The sequence below is a fragment of the Phnomibacter sp. genome, assembly GCF_036803085.1.
In the GTDB taxonomy this organism is placed as follows: Bacteria; Bacteroidota; Bacteroidia; order Chitinophagales; family Chitinophagaceae; genus Phnomibacter.
Genome location: NZ_DAIRUZ010000008.1, coordinates 175,279 through 191,731 on the forward strand (window position 1 = coordinate 175,279; position 16,453 = coordinate 191,731).

A 16,453-nucleotide genomic window follows, 5' to 3' on the forward strand; every position below is an offset into this window, starting at 1 on the left:
AACAATGTCCGTTTGTTTTTCTATTGTACTACAGCTTTATGAAGCAGGCAATAGCTGTTTAGATTTTCAGTGTTTGAAAATCAAAACAGATACTATCCTCTATTTAAACTTTCACAATCCCGAAGGGATGATATGATTGTAGAAACAGCATTCATTATTAATCAGCCAAACCCCGAAGGGGTGAAACAATACCTCAAAAAATGCTTTGTTTATACCACCCCTTCGGGGTTTTGTACAAATAAATTTTCCCTTTACTATAATCATGTCAGCCCTTCGGGCTTAATTGGATCGTGTGTTAGATTTTTACTTGATTGCGCAACTCGCCATTGAAGAAAGCCTGCACATTGCCCAGCGTAACATTGGAGATTTGTGTCAATGCTTCTTGTGTAAAAAATGCCTGATGCGCCGTGATGATAACATTGGGAAAACTCATCAGTCGCTGAATGGTATCATCCTGAATAATATCGCCGCTGAGGTCGCGGAAAAATAATTTTTCTTCTTGCTCGTACACATCAATACCGAGGCTACCCAGCTGGCCATTCTTGAGTGCATGAATGGCGGCTTTTGTATCTACCAAACCACCCCGGCTAGTGTTGATGAGCATCACGCCTTTTTTCATTGTAGCCAAACTCGATTCATTAATCATGTGGCGGGTGCTGTCCATCAGCGGGCAATGCAAGGAGATTATGTCAGCCGATGCAAACATGTCGGGCAGGTTGGTATAGGTAACGCCCATGGCTTCCAAATCTTTGTTGGCTACCACATCAAAAGCCAGCACGTTGCAGCCAAAGCCCAGCATAATTTTGGCAAATGCCTGACCAATATTGCCGGTGCCTACTACGCCTACGGTTTTGCCAAACACATCAAAACCCAACAAGCCATTCAATGCAAAGTTTTGCTCCCGTACCCGGTTGTAAGCCTTGTGCGTTTTGCGGTTGAGCGTCATCATCAAGGCCAAGGCATGCTCGGCCACGGCCTGTGGCGAATAGGCTGGCACACGTACCACACCAATGCCATGTGCAGCTGCAGCTGCTACATCTACATTGTTGAAACCCGCACAGCGCAAGGCGATTAACTTTACACCAAGGGCAGCCAGTTTTTCAATAATGCCTGCATGACAATGGTCGTTTACAAAAATGCATACTACGTCGGCACCTTCTGCCAGCTGCACGGTATGGCTGCGCAGTTGTACATCAAAGAATTCGAGATCATAACCAAAAGCGGCATTTTCTTTTTCAAAAAAACGGATATCATAAGGTTGAGCACTATAAAAAACAATCTTTTGCATGCATATAAATTAATGCAGCAAAATACTTCAAATAGCGGCACAAAAAATCAGCCGTTTGTAATTTGATGGCCCTAGAAATTGACTACAAAAACTACTGACATCTACTATAGCTACAGAAGGACGTACCGCTATTTATTGTATTTTTTCAGCGTGAAAAAATGTCTCCTCTTTATAGCCTTATTTGTGGTAGCCGGTATGGGTATTGGTTGGGCGCAGCCTGCTGCATCCTACTGGCAACAGCAAGCCAATTATCAAATACAGGTTCGGCTGAATGATACCACCCATAGTTTGGATGGTACTGTATCCATTCAGTACATCAACAACTCGCCGGACACCCTGCATTTTTTGTGGATTCATTTGTGGCCCAATGCCTACAAAAATGAAAGCACCGCATTTGGCGAACAAACATTGCTGGAAGGCAATCTCGACTTTTATTTTTCCAAAGCCGATGAAAAAGGCTACATCAACCGGTTGCAGTTTACAGCCAATGGTTTGCCCGCTGCGCTGAAAGATCATCCTACGCATATCGACATTGCACAACTGCAACTACCGATACCATTATTGCCCGGACAGCAGCTGCAATTGCGAACACCATTTCATGTGCATTTGCCGGCTTTGTTTAGCCGCTCCGGACAACGCAAGCAGTTTTATGCAGTAGCCCAATGGTTTCCCAAAATTGCGATGTACGATGCCGATGGCTGGCACCCCATGCCCTACCTTTCTGTAGGCGAATACTACAGCAACTTTGGCAACTACGATGTGCACATTACACTGCCCGACAACTATGTAGTAGCTGCTACCGGCGACTTGCAAAGTGCTGCAGAAAAAGCATGGATGCTAAAAAAGAAATCGGCGCCAGTAGTTAGTGCCCCAGTCAAAAAAGAATTGTTTAAAACCGGTAAGCAGCCTGAGCCATTTCCTGTGCCGGCTTCCAGCAGAAAAATGAAGACGTTGCATTTTGCAGCCAACAACGTGGTAGACTTTGCCTGGAGTGCTGACAAGCGTTTTATTGTAAAACACGACACCTGCAACATTGCCAACCGTACCATAGATGTGTGGAATTATGTATTGCCGGAAGATGCAGAACGCTGGCAGCAAACCATCTCTTTTACCAAACGAGCTTTGCGTTTTTACAGCCAGCAATTAGGTGCATACCCCTACCCGCAGGTGTCGGTAGTGGCATCACCGGGTAGCGAAGCCGATGGCATGGAATATCCCATGATTACATTGCTGAATGTAAAACTGAAAAACGAAGCCATGCTCGACCAGATTATTGCCCACGAAGTAGGCCACAACTGGTTGCAAGGAATACTGGCCAGCAATGAAAGAAACCATGCATGGATGGATGAAGGGATGAATACGTTTGTTGAACGGAAGTACATGCAGACATACTATCAGCATACCAATAAAGGCGCAAAAGTGCCTGCTGATTTTATGCAAGTGTTGCAACAATTGTATGTATCCCGCCATGAAGACGTACCCATCATCAATACACCGGATACGGTGTTTCCATTGACACACTATCCGGCCGTGTACAACAAGGCTGCAGACTGGATGGAGCTATTAGAAAAACGCATTGGCAAAAACAACATGCAGGTATTGATGCAGCAATATTTTCAGCAATGGCAATTCAAACATCCGTCGCCACAGGCCTTTCAGCAAATGGCAGAAAGTGTAACGCAGTCTTCATTACAAGATGTTTTTTCATTGCTGCACAAAACAGGACCACTTACACAACCAGCAAAAAAAACGACCAAACCAACAGGCTTTTTCAGCTTTGCTTACAACGACAGTGTTCGATACATCAATCTGGCACCGGCGCTGGGCTATAACATGTATGATAAATTTCAGGTAGGGCTCACTATCAACAACTACAATATTCCCAACAACAAATTGCAGTTTGTGCTAACGCCCATGTTTGCCACGGGTAGCAAAACCATTACGGGGTATGGCCGCATTGGTTATCATTGGTTTGGCAAGGGCACCATCAAGCGGTTTGAATTGTACACAGGCCTTGCCAGGTTCAATACAAACGATGGCATTGATAGTGTAGGTGGTTCTATTTACAGCGGCTTCAGCAAAATTGCACCGGGCATACAACTGCAACTAAAGCCACGCAATAGCTTAAGTACTTTACAACGTACTATAGATTTCAGAACCTTCATCATCAGCGAACAACAGTTGAGTATTGGCAGCCCGCCTCCGCCGGGAGATACCCTTTTTTACAGTCGCAAAAACGGCTCCATCACTACCATCATTCCGCAGTTGACATTTACCTGGGCTCAACAACGTAAACTTTATCCATGGAGTGTAGCCTTACAAGTGCAGCAGGTAAAAGACATTGTACGCAGTAGCATTACTGCAAAATATTTTCTGCACTACGACAAAACCGGTAAGGGCATTGACATCCGTTTGTTTGCAGGAAAAATTTTCTACCTCACAGAAAAAACAACCACTGTACGCAATAACAACAGCCGCTATCATTTTACCATGCATGCCCCCAATGGTGCACAAGATTACACGTACAGTTCACCTTTTATGGACCGCAACCAATCGGTGGGTGTAGCGGGCAGGCAAATAACTATGCGGGATGGTGGCTTTAAATACCGTAGCGATTTTAGCGCCGTAGTGCCGGGCCTCAAAACCAATGGTGTAGACTATTTCGACAACTGGCTGATAGCATTGAATGCCGACATCGATATACCCAATAAATTCAATCCATTGAGTGTGCTGCCCTTCCCTACTTCATTCAAAATTTTTGCTGATGTAGGCACTTCTGCTTCGCCATGGATGGCTGGTAGCACTCAGCAAAAGTTTTTGTACAGTATTGGTGTTCATCTCCCACTGCTCAATGCTATTCATGTGTATTATCCTGTGTTGCAGAGTGCGGCATTCAAAGAGCCCAACAGTGTAAACGATCCTTTTAAAGCGGGTGGCCCCAGCTGGTGGCAAAAACGACTCACGTTTAGCATCGACATACAAGCGTTATCACCCAAAGTGTCTGGCATTAAGTTGTTGTGATGGCAATGGTTCATCACATACAATTCCTGAAGTATGCAGATATAGATTTTGCGAAATGGGATTACTGTATCCATTCGGCAAATAACGGATTGGTGTATGCACTTAGCGGCTATCTACATTGCATTTGCCCACAATGGGATGCCTTAGTGATGGGTGACTACGAAGCCGTTATGCCTTTGCCACAAAAAAAGAAATGGGGCATTGCATACCTCTACCAGCCGTGGGGGCTGGCACAAGGCGGCATATTTAGCCGGCACTTACTTACTGCCGAAATAGAAGCTGCTTTTTACAATGCAGCCACACAGCATTTCAGGTACGGCACATTCGATGGAAATGAAACGCATTGTCTCAGGAATACCCCAAAAACAAAGATCACTTGGCGTAATAATTTTGTATTGCCGCTTTCCAGGCCATACGAAACCTTGTACAATCAATACGACAAGGATGCACAGAAAAATATTCGCCGTGCAAATCGGTATCAGCAGTTTGTTTGTAACAATGTAACTGTTGAAGAAGTAGCAGCATTATATACAGCACAATATGGCCAGTTGAATTCTGAAGCCAACTCTGCACAAATGCAAAGGTTGATAGCTGCCGGAAAATGGTTACAGTATCAAGGCCTCGGCTTTGTACAAGCGGTACGAGACACCAATACCAACAGCTTATTATGTGCCGGATTGTTTGGCCTGTACCGAAGCAGAATTTACTACATATTGGGTGCTCCAACCACGGATGGCCGCAACCATCAATCGGTGTATTTAATGCTGGATAGCGTTATTGCAGCATACGCAACAAAGGCCAGCCTGTTTGATTTTGAAGGTTCAGATATTCCGAATGTCGCTTCGTTTTACAGCAAGTTTGGCAGTATAAACAAGCCATATCCTTGTGTGCATATCAACCGGCTACCGTGGCCAATCAACAAGTTGAAATCATAGCATTATAAACCAATGGCGGCGGCACTCATGCGCTTCAGCAAAATTTGCTCCGCTATCGTCATGTCAACCGGTGTGGTAATTTTTATATTCGTTTCTTCTCCTTCCATCAAGTGCACATCTATACCAAAAGCTTCTACTACCGTAGCTTCATCGGTAAATTTTTCTTTATACTCAATTTGATTGATGGCAGGCAGCAAAATCTTACTGTGAAAGGTTTGCGGCGTTTGCACCACTCTAAACTGAGTTCTATCTACAGCCATGCTACCCGAAGCAGTAAGCTGGCGAATGCTGTCTTTAGCGCCAATGGTGGGTATAGCCGAGCCATTGAGCATCGCCGAATCGTAGCAGTAGCGAATGAGTTGTGGTGTTACCAAACAGCGTACGCCATCATGCACAAATATGATGCTGTCGTTGGCTGCCATAGTAGCTCCATTTCTTACAGAATGAAATCGTGTTTCGCCGCCTGCTGTAAAAACAAAACGATCCGGATTAAAGTAGGCATCAACAATTTCACGGCCCTTCTCAATGTGTTCTTCTGGCAGTACCAGCACCACAGTCAGGTCTTCATAAGCGTCTAAAAAAGCTTTCAGCGTATAGTACAACACAGGCTTGCCCAACAGGGGCAAAAACTGTTTGGGCAAATCGCTGTTCATACGTTTTCCGGCACCGCCGGCTACTACTATGGCATATTTTTTCATGGCTGATGGTTTACAAATACCTGCTATGGAAGATCTGACACAAAAATGCGGCCCCAATGTATTGCCAGTTGTCAATGTTCATAAAAAACATGCAAAAAAATAATGTTGGCTTAACCTGTGAGCAACAGCATCTTTATGAGTTTAGTCACGAAGCAGTGCAAAATAATCGGCAACTTTGCTCCTCAAATCTATTGTATGAAGACAACCGTTTGGGCTTTGCTGGCACTACTATCGCTGGCTGCCTGCAAAACCACTCCGCAAGAAAACAGCAGCACCGAAACAAGCACTGCCGCTGCCATTCCTGCTACGTTAGAAGACAGCATGTACAAGTTAGTCATTGCCATGCACGATGAAGCGATGCCCAAAATGAACCAGCTGAAAGGCTTGCAAAAAACGGCACAGCAACAAATTGATTCGCTGAAAGCCACTAAAAATAAAGCCAACGAAATGCTGATGATTCGGTTGGAAAAAGTAAAGCTGCAACTGGCAGCTGCCGAAAAAGGCATGGACGATTGGATGGCACAATTTGAGCCCGACCCCAAGCAACCTACTACCGAAGAACGTGGCGCTTACTTCAAAGACCAGTATGAAAAAGCCAAAGTAATGCGTGACAATATTTTCATTTCGTTGGATAGCGCTGCAGCCATCATCCGCTAAGCATTTTTTCCACCGAAGTACTGCAACTCTTCGCTCACATCCAGAAAAGGATAACGGGTGGAGAGTTGTTGCGTTTTGGCCAACATGCTTTTCAAAAATTGCTGGTGTGCCGCAGTATCCGGATGCAAAGGCCGATGCTGCATGGCGGTACGTAACTGCTCCAGTGGCTGCATGAGCAACAGTGTTTCTTCATCAAAAGTGGAGGCAGAAAATTTCTCCCACACGTAGCGGGTGGCAGCGTAGTTGGGGTGCACCATGTCTTCTGCATAAAAGCGATAATCCCGTAAATCGTCGATGATTAATTCATAAGCAGGAAAATAAAAAACATCATCAAACTGATGTTGCATTTGTGCGACAGCCAAATGCAAGGTTCCCTTGCTACGATTGTTTTCTACCAAGCCTTCCCGGTAATGCCGCACAGGGCTAATGGTAAACAGTATTCGAATGGATGGACTGAAAGCCCGAACCTGTGTAATCAGTTTTTCTAATGCAGCGTTTATTTCTTGAAGTGTAGCCAACCGGTGTACAAAATGATTGGCCGGTACTTTGTGGCAGTTAGCAGCCACCTGACCAACAGAGCCGCCCAAAGCATTACTATTCAATTCGTATAAAAACGCAGAGCCCAGTGTCAAAATGAGCCAATCAGCTTGTTGTAAAAATTGATGTGCCTGCTCAATGGATGCGTTGATGCCTTGCAGGCATTGTTTTTGATTGGGATGTGAAAATTGCCCATGAAAATCCCACGACGTCCAGCAATCATTGGCAAAAAATAAATCATCTGCCGTATATGTCCGCTGCTCGATCCATGATTGTACTGCTTGCTGTATGCTTACCGGGTTGAACAAAATGCCATTCGGATTTTCGAGCACTGGCATTTTCATACTGCGCAAACGACTGCCCATGTGGTCGGTAAAGCAACTGCCCACCAGCGCCACTTTCTGCCGGATGTTGATGCGCTGCGGCAACGGCTTTACGGACAGTTCCAATCTGAAATCCATGTACGTGACGTTTGACCTTTATACAAAAATGGATGCTGACATGGCCAGGGCTTCTTGCAGGACCTCTTCATCGATAGGATAACGAGAATGCTGTTGTGCAAATGCCACGATGGCTTCTGTAGGCATGTTGCCCACCAAATCATCGTTGGCCATGGGGCAACCGCCAAACCCTTTTAGTGCTCCATCAAAACGACGACAACCAGCTTGCCACGCAGCCTCCAATTTGGGCTGCATGTTGTGCGTACTGCTGTGCAAGTGTACGCCTATTTGCATGTCAGGAAAAGCTTCGATTGTAGCAGCAGTGACCGTTTGTACCAATGCGCCATCAGCTACGCCAACAGTATCCGCCAGTGCAATCTGTTGAATGCCGATTGTTTTTATGCGGCTAATCCACTCTTGCACAATTTCCGGATTGTAAGCATCTCCATAGGGATTGCCAAAACCCATGCTGATGTACACCAATAACGATTGATGCTTTGCTATTGTCAACTCCTGAATGCGTTGCAGTCGCTCCCAGTTTTCGTCAATGCTGCTGTTGCCATTGCGCTGCTGAAAGCTAGCAGAAATACTAAAGGGAAATCCCAACACATCAATGGCATCATATTGCAAGGCATCGGCAGCGCCACGTTCATTGAGCACAATGGCGAGAAGCTTTGTATGGCTGTTGCCTTTATCAAGCTGCCGCATCACGTCGTGACTGTCGGCCATTTGTGGTATGGCTTTGGGTGACACGAAACTCACACAATCGAGTGTATCAAAACCTACCTGCAGCAGTTGCTGAATGTAACGCACTTTGCTTTCAGTAGCTATAAAATGCGGCCATCCCTGCATGGCATCTCTCGGGCATTCGGTGATGTACACTTTATCGGTCATGCAAACAATCGTTGTTTCATTGCTTCATACATTATCATACCAGCTGCAACAGATACATTGAGTGATTCGAATGTACCAGCCATCGGAATTTTGAATACCGCATCGCTTTGCTTTTGCAAACCGCCAAACACGCCTTTGTCTTCGCTACCCATTACCACAGCGCAAGGCTCGGTGAGGTTGAGTTCATGTAACATAGTGCTTGCAGTCATTTCACTGGAAAAAACTTTGATGCCGTTGAGGTGCAAGGTGTCCACGGCTTTCATCAAACTATTGACCCGGCAAATGTGCAGTTGCTCCAATGCGCCGGCACTCGATTTCATGGCATCCTCACCCAAAGCGGCTACGCCTTTGTCGGGTATGATGAGTGCATGCACCCCACAGCAAACAGCCGACCGTGCAATGGCACCAATGTTTCTTACATCGGTCACGCCATCGAGGATGAAAAACAAAGGTGCTTCGCCTTGTTCCGTTACAAAATCAATCACCTGTTGCAAGTCGAGGTATTGCACAGAAGCACGAAAAGCAATCACACCCTGATGCTGCACATTGGTCAGTTGATTGAGCTTTTCAATGGGTACATATTGAATGGGCACATTGCACTGTTTGGCCAGTTCTTTTATCTGCGCCACATTATCGCCGGAAGCGTTTTTAAACAACAGAATTTTATCGACGCCACTGCCTTGCTGCAGGGCTTCTATCACCGGATTTCTACCCGCAATGATGTTTTTTTTCTTGATGAACATAGTTATGATTTAGGCCGCATCAGCAGGTAAAAATTGTACAGCCATGCCGGAAAACAAATAATGAACAACAATGCAGCCAGTGCAAATTTCACACATACCATCCAATACACCAATGCCGGAGAGTATGCTGGCACAAAGTTGAGCAGCCAGCCCAGCATAAAAGCATTTTCGATAGCATCGAGTATGCCCGGCACCCAGGGCAGCAAGAGCAAAATTCCGCTTAGTTTTTGCAAGCGTTCGATTGGCCATTGGTTCAATAAGAATTGTATGCCTTTGGCAAAAAAGAAACTGTAAGCAGTAAGAAAACCGTAGTCAATCAGGTTATTCCAAAGGGCTGTATTGTTGAGGTATTGCCATGCCTGCAATATTTCATCCACCCTGGCTACCGTGCCGGCAAATTCAAGGTCAAGAATACCCATGGGTGTGGTAGCTGTTTTCAGCGCAGCACCTTGTATGGCCATCACAATAAGCATGATGAGTGCCGGAAAGCCGGCGATGCGAAATGTTGGACTCCCCATGCGTTTCATGTGAGGTATAGCCATTTGATTTAATAAAGAAATGTACGAAGGATAATGGTGCGGACAACAAAGCCCCGGCTTTTGGCCAGGGCTTTGGTTTATAGCGTTCAATGCTTATTTCAATTTGAATGCTTTCTTCACCTTGGGTACGTAGTCGAGTTTTTCCCAGGTAAAGAGTTCTACTTTCTTTTTGAACGTTTTACCGTCTGTTCCTTTGAAAGTTTTCTCAACGATTTCGTTTTTGCGGCCCATGTGTCCGTATGCAGCAGTTTCGCTATAGATGGGATTGCGCAATTTGAGGCGCTGCTCAATGAAGTAAGGACGCATGTCGAACAGGCCTTCTACAATCTTAGCAATTTCACCATCGCTGAGTTTCACCTTAGCAGTACCGTAAGTATTCACGTTGATAGATGTGGGCTGAGCCACACCAATAGCGTAAGAAACCTGTACCAGTACTTCGTCGCAAACGCCGGCGGCTACCAGGTTTTTGGCAATATGGCGGGTAGCGTAAGCAGCGCTACGGTCTACCTTGCTGGGGTCTTTGCCGCTGAAGGCACCACCACCGTGTGCACCTTTACCACCATAAGTATCTACAATAATTTTACGGCCAGTCAAACCGGTATCGCCATGGGGGCCACCAATTACAAACTTGCCGGTGGGGTTAATGTGATACTTGATTTTATCGTTGAACAGGCTGGCGTATTTTTTGTACTTCGCCTTCACTCTTGGAATGAGGATGCTTACAATGTCCTTCTTAATTTTTTCCAGCATTTTAGCTTCTGTATCAAAATCATCGTGCTGGGTAGAAACTACAATAGCATCGATACGAACTGGTTTGTTGTTATCGTCGTATTCAAGTGTTACCTGGCTTTTAGCGTCAGGACGCAGGTATTTGATTTGCTTGTTTTCGCGACGCAATGCAGCCAGTTCAATCAAAATTTTATGCGCCAGATCGAGAGCCAAAGGCATGTAGTCATCTGTTTCATTGCTGGCGTAGCCAAACATCATGCCCTGGTCGCCGGCGCCTTGTTCTTCTTTCTTTTTGCGATCAACACCCTGGTTGATGTCAGAAGATTGTTCGTGAATAGCAGAGAGAATACCGCAGCTATTGGCTTCGAACATGTACTCGCTTTTGGTATATCCAATTTTGCGAATTACATCACGGGCAATGTCTTGTACATCGAGATAAGCCTTGCTTTTTACTTCGCCGGCCAATACTACCTGACCTGTAGTTACCAATGTTTCGCAAGCCACTTTGCTATTAGGGTCGATGGCCAGAAAATTGTCGATGAGTGCATCTGAAATTTGGTCGGCTACTTTGTCGGGATGGCCTTCGCTTACGCTTTCAGAAGTGAATAGGTATGGCATAAAATTGTTTTTTTCGCCCGCAAATATAGGCGCAGGCTCTTTATGTATTAGAGTTTGGAATAAATGATGCGCAATTGCATTTTCTTATTGGGATCGGGATGGTTGCTACCGGCCAGTCTGATACGACCATTACCGGGGAGGTTGGCTATCTGATTGCCGGATGTTACCAGTCGGAACACATTGGAAGGATAAGAAAAATTGTTGCTGTTGCAATTTTGGTACCACAGGTAGTAAGGAGATGACAACCGGAACTCATACACAGGTTCTTTTCGGGTAACTACACCCTGAATGTAACGGGTCATGTTCATGTAATACCGGGCAAGCGGTTCACCATTCACCATTTCCAGTCGGCTTGGGCCGCCAAAATAGAAGTACTCGATGCCCGAGCTTGGGAAGCAGAAATAGTTGGTGAGTGGCGCCATATCATAAGGTATGCCCTTGTAAATATTACCAGTATCAGCCACATCAAGATACAGTAATGTTGGCGGCAGCAGCTGCGAATATGGGGTTGATCCGTTGGGACTCATTTCCGTAACCCTGAGCTCTGCCCGGTGAATAATGCGGTTCGTGAGGCTTTGCAAACCGGGGATTTTAATTTTCACCTCGGTGCCCGGAGCGTTTTGGATGTACAGCTGTGTACTGCCTTTGTTGGGATCCGGATTCATGAAACTCATGATTTCGGCTCCGCTTCTGTTGCGGTCAAACTTCATAGCGTGGCCGCACAAAGAAGAAAACGGCATGCGGGTGGAAGTAGTATCTATTCTTCCTGTGGACAATACCTTGGCTCTGTAGTAAAACTCTATACCTGTGTTAGCACCGTTCAATTGAAAATACAACAAGGCATTGGCCGGTCCTTCGCATTGCAGCGCAAAGCCCTTGAAGTATTCTTTAAATAAACTATCGCTTTTAAAAGCTCCCGTTCCGGAAGAATCCTGACGAAACAGCGCTTCGGCTAATGAACGGTTTAGTGGTATACGCAGCTGACGGTTTACCTTTTTGTACAACGAATCGCCACGCTTAATTTCTATCGTATCCCGAAACTGACGGGGCATCATTGTTTTTTCACCCCAAAAACGGCTGGTATTGGCAGCCAAATCGGGTTGTAAAGTATAATTAGGGCGAACGTTGCTGTCAGCATACATTTTTCTGTCGGCCTCGTACAACCTCAACCTTACGGGGCTTACACTATCGCCGTAATAGCCGGCATAGTCCAGCACCAACACAGCTGAGTCGAAGGCGGTAATGCTATCCAAAGAAATGGTGTAGGGAAAGAGGTTGGGCTTCAATTCAAAAAAAAGCGTCGACCGTGAGCTACCAAACAGCGGGTCATTGTCAATGGCGCCAGCCACATGTGCTTCGCTAATGAACATGCGGGTAGAATCTGGCGGAATGACATTGAAGGCATTCACTTCCAGTACAGTATCAAAGGTGTTGATATTATCCACGGAAGGGATAAGATCGCTACCCAAGGTGGTGTTTTCAATTTTGGTACAGGCTGCTGCTAACAGTACAAGGAGCAAGGCGGAAGCTCCGGGCTTCAGAAATCTATTCACCAGGTCAGTCTTTTATTGAATGGAGGAAATGCCAAAAAATCAGTTGTCGGCAAGGTCGTTATAGAGGTTCAAATAGTCTGTTAAATCAGCGTCGCGCCCCATGTGGCGCAATACTTTCTTGCCTTTTACCTTACCAAAATCTTTGATGATAGAAGGATGCATCTGCTCATCGGGTTCGCCAAATGTGATGGCATCGGCCCAGGTAGCGCCACCCCGTATCATAGCCAGGTTAGAGCCATCGGCAAAGGCTGCCAGGTCTTTTTCCTTGAGTACATCACTTATCTGAGCCACTTTTACAAAGTTTTCGCCCAGGTTGTCGGTAAATGTTTCCGGGCCAACAGTGTACACACACTTGCTGTGAGCAAATACTGGTTCTTTTTTATATACCGTTTTCAAATACAGGGGAATCAATCCGGTCATCCAGCCGCTGCAATGGATCACATCCGGAGGCCAGCCAAATTTCTTCACTGTTTCAAGGGCACCTTTGCAAAAAAATACGGTGCGGAGGTTGTTGTCTTCAAACCACTTTTCTTCCTCGTCATGAAACACAAACTTGCGTTTGAAAAGGTCTTCATTGTCGAGGAAATATACCTGCAAGCGGGCATTAGGCAGGCTGGCTACCTTAATTTGTAAAGGAAAATCATCATCGTCCACACTCACATTGATGCCACTCAACCTTACCACTTCGTGCAAGCGGTGGCGCCTTTCGTTGATGGTGCCAAACCGGGGCATGATGCATCTAACCTCCAGATTATTATTGTTCGACAATATCGCCAGGCGATTCATTGTCTCCGCAAATTCCGTCAGCTCCAGGTAGGGCGACATCTCGTTGGCGATGAATAAAATTCTTTTCTTTGTGCTCATTCAACCACAGTTTTTTCCTTTCAAAAGGTGGGCAAAGGTACTGAAAATAGTGTTTCAGACAGGTTGACAAAGCCGAAGCTCCGCCAAATCATTCCACATCCATGTTAATAGTACGTACCAACAGCGCTTTGCAAAAGGCCATGGCCATGCAGCAGCCCTATCATGTACAAACCGCTTTTGTGCCCACCATGGGTGCCTTGCATGATGGCCATTTGCAACTGGTACATGCCGCACGGCAGCAAGCCCGGCTGGTAGTGGTCAGCATTTTTGTGAACCCCACACAGTTTAATGATGCCGCCGATTTTGTACACTATCCTGTAAGTATAGAGCAAGACATACAACTGCTGGAAGCTGCGGGTACCGATATTCTATACCTGCCATCAGTAGCCGAAATGTATCCAGCAGGTACAGCTAATTTGGAGCAGTACCCGCTGGGGCCACTGGAAAATGTACTGGAAGGAAAATTCAGGCCAGGGCATTTTCAAGGGGTATGCCAGGTGGTAAGCAGGCTGCTGCAGCAAGTGCAGCCCGGCCTGTTGGTGATGGGCCAAAAAGATTACCAGCAATGCATGGTGGTGCAGGCTATGATCGATTACCTGCAACTGTCGGTACAAATGCTGCGGGTACCTACCAAAAGAGAGTCCGACGGGCTGGCCATGAGCAGCCGCAACCGCCGCCTCAGCCCGGCAGAAAGAATGGCTGCAGTAGCCATGTACCTGGCGCTACAACAAATGGCAACCAATGCCAGGCATTTACCCATAGCAGAACTGGAAGCAAAAGCGGCCAGCCAACTATTGGCTGCAGGCTTTCATAAAATAGATTACATCAGCCTGGTACATGCAGACACACTGCTGCCGGTAAGCGAGCCGGCTACAGAACCCATGCTGGCTATTGCCGCCGCATTTTTGGGGGCCGTTCGCCTTATCGACAACCTGCCCGTGGCACAGCCATAATGCGTTAACAATGTGAGTACTGATTTCTCCCTTATTTTGCCCCCTTATTTGCTGCAACGATGATGATGATGACTGAAGTGCTGAAATCGAAAATTCACCGGGCGGTGGTTACAGAAGCCAACCTGCATTATGTAGGCAGCTGCACCATCGACGAAGACCTGATGGATGCTGCCAACCTGATAGCCCATGAAAAAATTACCATTGTAGATGTAAACAATGGTAACCGCCTCGATACTTACGTCATTAAAGGCAAGCGTGGCTCAGGCATCATTAGCATGAACGGCGCTGCGGCCCGACTGGTGCAGCCCGGCGACATTATTATTATTATGAGCTATGCACAAATGGAATTTGAAGCAGCAAAATCGTTTCAGCCGAAAGTCGTTTTTCCGTTAGAAGGCAATCAACTGTCTGCCTGAGTTTACACACAGGCATCGAATAAACCCGCCCCACCCAACCCGTTTCACTCTTGTAAATTAGCGCCCATGCGTAAGATTAACTATAAGGCGGTTATTCAATATGTAATTGTATTGGGCCTCGGTCTTGGCCTCATTTGGTACAATAGCACCCGCCTGCCACCGCAACAGCTGGAGTATCTCAAGTCTGCCTGGTCGCTGGCCCGCTACGAGTACCTTATTCCGGTATTGGGTGCCCTGCTTTTATCGCACTACAGCCGTGCCCTGCGCTGGATGATGCTCATGAAACCATTGGGCTACACACCATCTAAAATCAATACCTACTTTGCCGTATTGCTCGGTTATTTTTTTAATATGCTGATGCCCCGCCTGGGCGAAGTAATGAAGTGTACCGTGCTGGCGAAATATGAAAAAGTTGCACCAGATAAACTGGTAGGCACTATACTCGTAGAGAGAGCCGTCGACATGATTAGCATGGGCATTGTGGCTATCATTATGGTGGCCATTCAGTTCGATCGCATTGGGGGTTTTGCATTTGATGCCTTTGCTGATATGGTTCGCAATAAAGAAGGGGCTACTTCCTACACAAAACTGTTTGTAATACTTGGCATTTTGCTGGTGCTGATTATTGGCCTGCGTTATTTGTTTGTAAAAAAAGCCGACAGCAAGCTGGTGCAAAACATCAAACGCATTGCCCGTGGAGTGTGGGAAGGATTTAAATCCATTCGCAAAGTGGAAAATCTGCCCCTCTTCATTTTCCATTCTGTATTCATCTGGAGCCTGTATTTATTTGGCATCTGGATAGGTTTCATGGCCTTCCCGCCGGTAGAACATTTGGGCTTTCCTGCCGCTTTGAGTGTGCTCATTTTTGGCAGCATTGGTTTAATAGCCACACCCGGCGGCATCGGTGCCTACGAGTTCATGGTAGAAAAAACACTGGTGCGTTTTGACATACCCAATGTGGTAGGTTTGGCTTTTGGCCGCCTCAACTGGGCTGCCCAAACGGCCATCACGTTGGTGAGTGGTTTGTTTGCCCTTATTGTAATGCCGATTGTAAACCGCAACAAAGAATAATGCGCAAAGCCGACGCCATCCCATCCAAAATTTTCGACCTGCCCACGCTGGCCAAAATGGTAGCTGCCTGGCGGGTAAAAGGCGATACCATCAGCTTCACCAATGGCGTATTTGACCTGCTGCACGAAGGCCATATTTTTTCGCTGAGCCAGGCTGCAGCCGAAGGCAAAAGATTAATTGTAGCGGTGAACAGCGATGCTTCTGTAAAAAGACTGAAAGGCCCTACCCGACCGCTCAACAATGAGCAGGCCCGTGCATTGGTATTGGCGAGTTTGGTAATGGTAGATGCCGTAGTCATTTTTGAAGAAGACACCCCATTACATGTGATTACAACCCTGCTGCCCGATGTGCTGGTAAAAGGCGGCGACTATACTGTGGAGCAAATTGCCGGTGCCAAAGAAGTACTGGCCAATGGTGGCCGGGTGGTCATCAATCCACTCATCGATGGCATATCCACCACGGGGCTAATCCAACGCATGCAGCAACCTGCCTAGTCA

At 46.3% G+C, this 16,453-nt stretch carries 16 protein-coding genes; 7 read left to right on the forward strand and 9 right to left on the reverse strand.

The genetic code is table 11. The annotated features are described in order from the left end of the window. Positions 1 to 295 precede the first annotated feature (295 nt). On the reverse strand, positions 296 to 1,288 hold the full coding sequence (locus V7Q13_RS15135) for a 2-hydroxyacid dehydrogenase (protein ID WP_333801509.1): 993 nt from the start codon (positions 1,286 to 1,288) through the stop codon (positions 296 to 298). A 150-nt stretch (positions 1,289 to 1,438) separates the two neighbouring features. On the opposite strand from V7Q13_RS15135, the gene V7Q13_RS15140 reads away from it, so the two are divergent. Beyond that, positions 1,439 to 4,309, forward strand: coding sequence for a M1 family metallopeptidase (locus tag V7Q13_RS15140; RefSeq protein WP_333801510.1), 2,871 nt, complete (start codon positions 1,439 to 1,441; stop codon positions 4,307 to 4,309). Beyond that, on the forward strand, positions 4,309 to 5,244 hold the full coding sequence (locus V7Q13_RS15145) for a hypothetical protein (RefSeq protein ID WP_333801511.1): 936 nt from the start codon (positions 4,309 to 4,311) through the stop codon (positions 5,242 to 5,244). The genes V7Q13_RS15140 and V7Q13_RS15145 overlap by 1 nt, the downstream gene beginning before the upstream one ends. Before the next feature lie 2 nt (positions 5,245 to 5,246). Here V7Q13_RS15145 and V7Q13_RS15150 read toward each other — a convergent pair whose 3' ends face one another. Further along, a complete protein-coding gene (locus tag V7Q13_RS15150; RefSeq protein ID WP_333801512.1) occupies positions 5,247 to 5,942 on the reverse strand; it encodes a 2-C-methyl-D-erythritol 4-phosphate cytidylyltransferase in 696 nt (231 codons plus the stop codon). A 195-nt stretch (positions 5,943 to 6,137) separates the two neighbouring features. On the opposite strand from V7Q13_RS15150, the gene V7Q13_RS15155 reads away from it, so the two are divergent. Beyond that, entirely contained in the window at positions 6,138 to 6,599 is a 462-nt protein-coding gene (locus V7Q13_RS15155) for a hypothetical protein (protein WP_333801513.1), read from the forward strand. Here V7Q13_RS15155 and V7Q13_RS15160 read toward each other — a convergent pair. The 7 genes from V7Q13_RS15160 to V7Q13_RS15190 form a co-directional block, all read right to left on the reverse strand. Beyond that, positions 6,596 to 7,597 (reverse strand): GSCFA domain-containing protein, encoded by a 1,002-nt coding sequence (locus tag V7Q13_RS15160; protein ID WP_333801514.1) that lies wholly within the window; start codon positions 7,595 to 7,597, stop codon positions 6,596 to 6,598. The two genes, V7Q13_RS15155 and V7Q13_RS15160, sit on opposite strands and share 4 nt — an antisense overlap. Before the next feature lie 18 nt (positions 7,598 to 7,615). Further along, positions 7,616 to 8,470, reverse strand: coding sequence for a hydroxymethylglutaryl-CoA lyase (locus tag V7Q13_RS15165; protein WP_333801515.1), 855 nt, complete (start codon positions 8,468 to 8,470; stop codon positions 7,616 to 7,618). Next, complete coding sequence (gene rlmB / locus V7Q13_RS15170; protein ID WP_333801516.1) at positions 8,467 to 9,213, reverse strand: 23S rRNA (guanosine(2251)-2'-O)-methyltransferase RlmB; 747 nt, start codon at positions 9,211 to 9,213, stop codon at positions 8,467 to 8,469. Before rlmB ends, V7Q13_RS15165 begins: the two co-directional genes overlap by 4 nt. Before the next feature lie 2 nt (positions 9,214 to 9,215). After that, on the reverse strand, positions 9,216 to 9,740 hold the full coding sequence (locus V7Q13_RS15175) for a hypothetical protein (RefSeq protein ID WP_333801517.1): 525 nt from the start codon (positions 9,738 to 9,740) through the stop codon (positions 9,216 to 9,218). A gap of 105 nt (positions 9,741 to 9,845) precedes the next feature. After that, entirely contained in the window at positions 9,846 to 11,099 is a 1,254-nt protein-coding gene (gene metK / locus V7Q13_RS15180) for a methionine adenosyltransferase (protein WP_333801518.1), read from the reverse strand. Positions 11,100 to 11,146: 47 nt separating this feature from the next. Further along, positions 11,147 to 12,652: a DUF4270 family protein gene (locus tag V7Q13_RS15185; RefSeq protein ID WP_333801519.1), complete on the reverse strand. Its 1,506-nt coding sequence runs from the start codon at positions 12,650 to 12,652 to the stop codon at positions 11,147 to 11,149. 39 nt (positions 12,653 to 12,691) lie between these two features. Continuing rightward, positions 12,692 to 13,516: a glycogen/starch synthase gene (locus tag V7Q13_RS15190; protein WP_333801520.1), complete on the reverse strand. Its 825-nt coding sequence runs from the start codon at positions 13,514 to 13,516 to the stop codon at positions 12,692 to 12,694. Between the two features lie 101 nt (positions 13,517 to 13,617). Between V7Q13_RS15190 and panC the strand changes: the two genes are divergently transcribed. From panC to rfaE2, 4 genes are all read left to right on the forward strand, one after another. Beyond that, positions 13,618 to 14,469, forward strand: a complete 852-nt coding sequence (gene panC, locus V7Q13_RS15195; RefSeq protein WP_333801521.1) for a pantoate--beta-alanine ligase — start codon at positions 13,618 to 13,620, stop codon at positions 14,467 to 14,469. A 59-nt stretch (positions 14,470 to 14,528) separates the two neighbouring features. Then, positions 14,529 to 14,885 carry an aspartate 1-decarboxylase gene (panD, locus tag V7Q13_RS15200; protein WP_333801522.1) on the forward strand — a complete coding sequence of 119 codons (357 nt, stop codon included), beginning with the start codon at positions 14,529 to 14,531 and terminating at the stop codon, positions 14,883 to 14,885. Between the two features lie 66 nt (positions 14,886 to 14,951). Next, the gene (locus tag V7Q13_RS15205) at positions 14,952 to 15,956 is read left to right on the forward strand and encodes a lysylphosphatidylglycerol synthase transmembrane domain-containing protein (protein WP_333801523.1); all 1,005 of its coding nucleotides are present in this window, start codon (positions 14,952 to 14,954) and stop codon (positions 15,954 to 15,956) included. Further along, on the forward strand, positions 15,956 to 16,450 hold the full coding sequence (gene rfaE2 / locus V7Q13_RS15210; protein ID WP_333801524.1) for a D-glycero-beta-D-manno-heptose 1-phosphate adenylyltransferase: 495 nt from the start codon (positions 15,956 to 15,958) through the stop codon (positions 16,448 to 16,450). Before V7Q13_RS15205 ends, rfaE2 begins: the two co-directional genes overlap by 1 nt. The last annotated feature ends 3 nt before the right edge of the window (positions 16,451 to 16,453 follow it).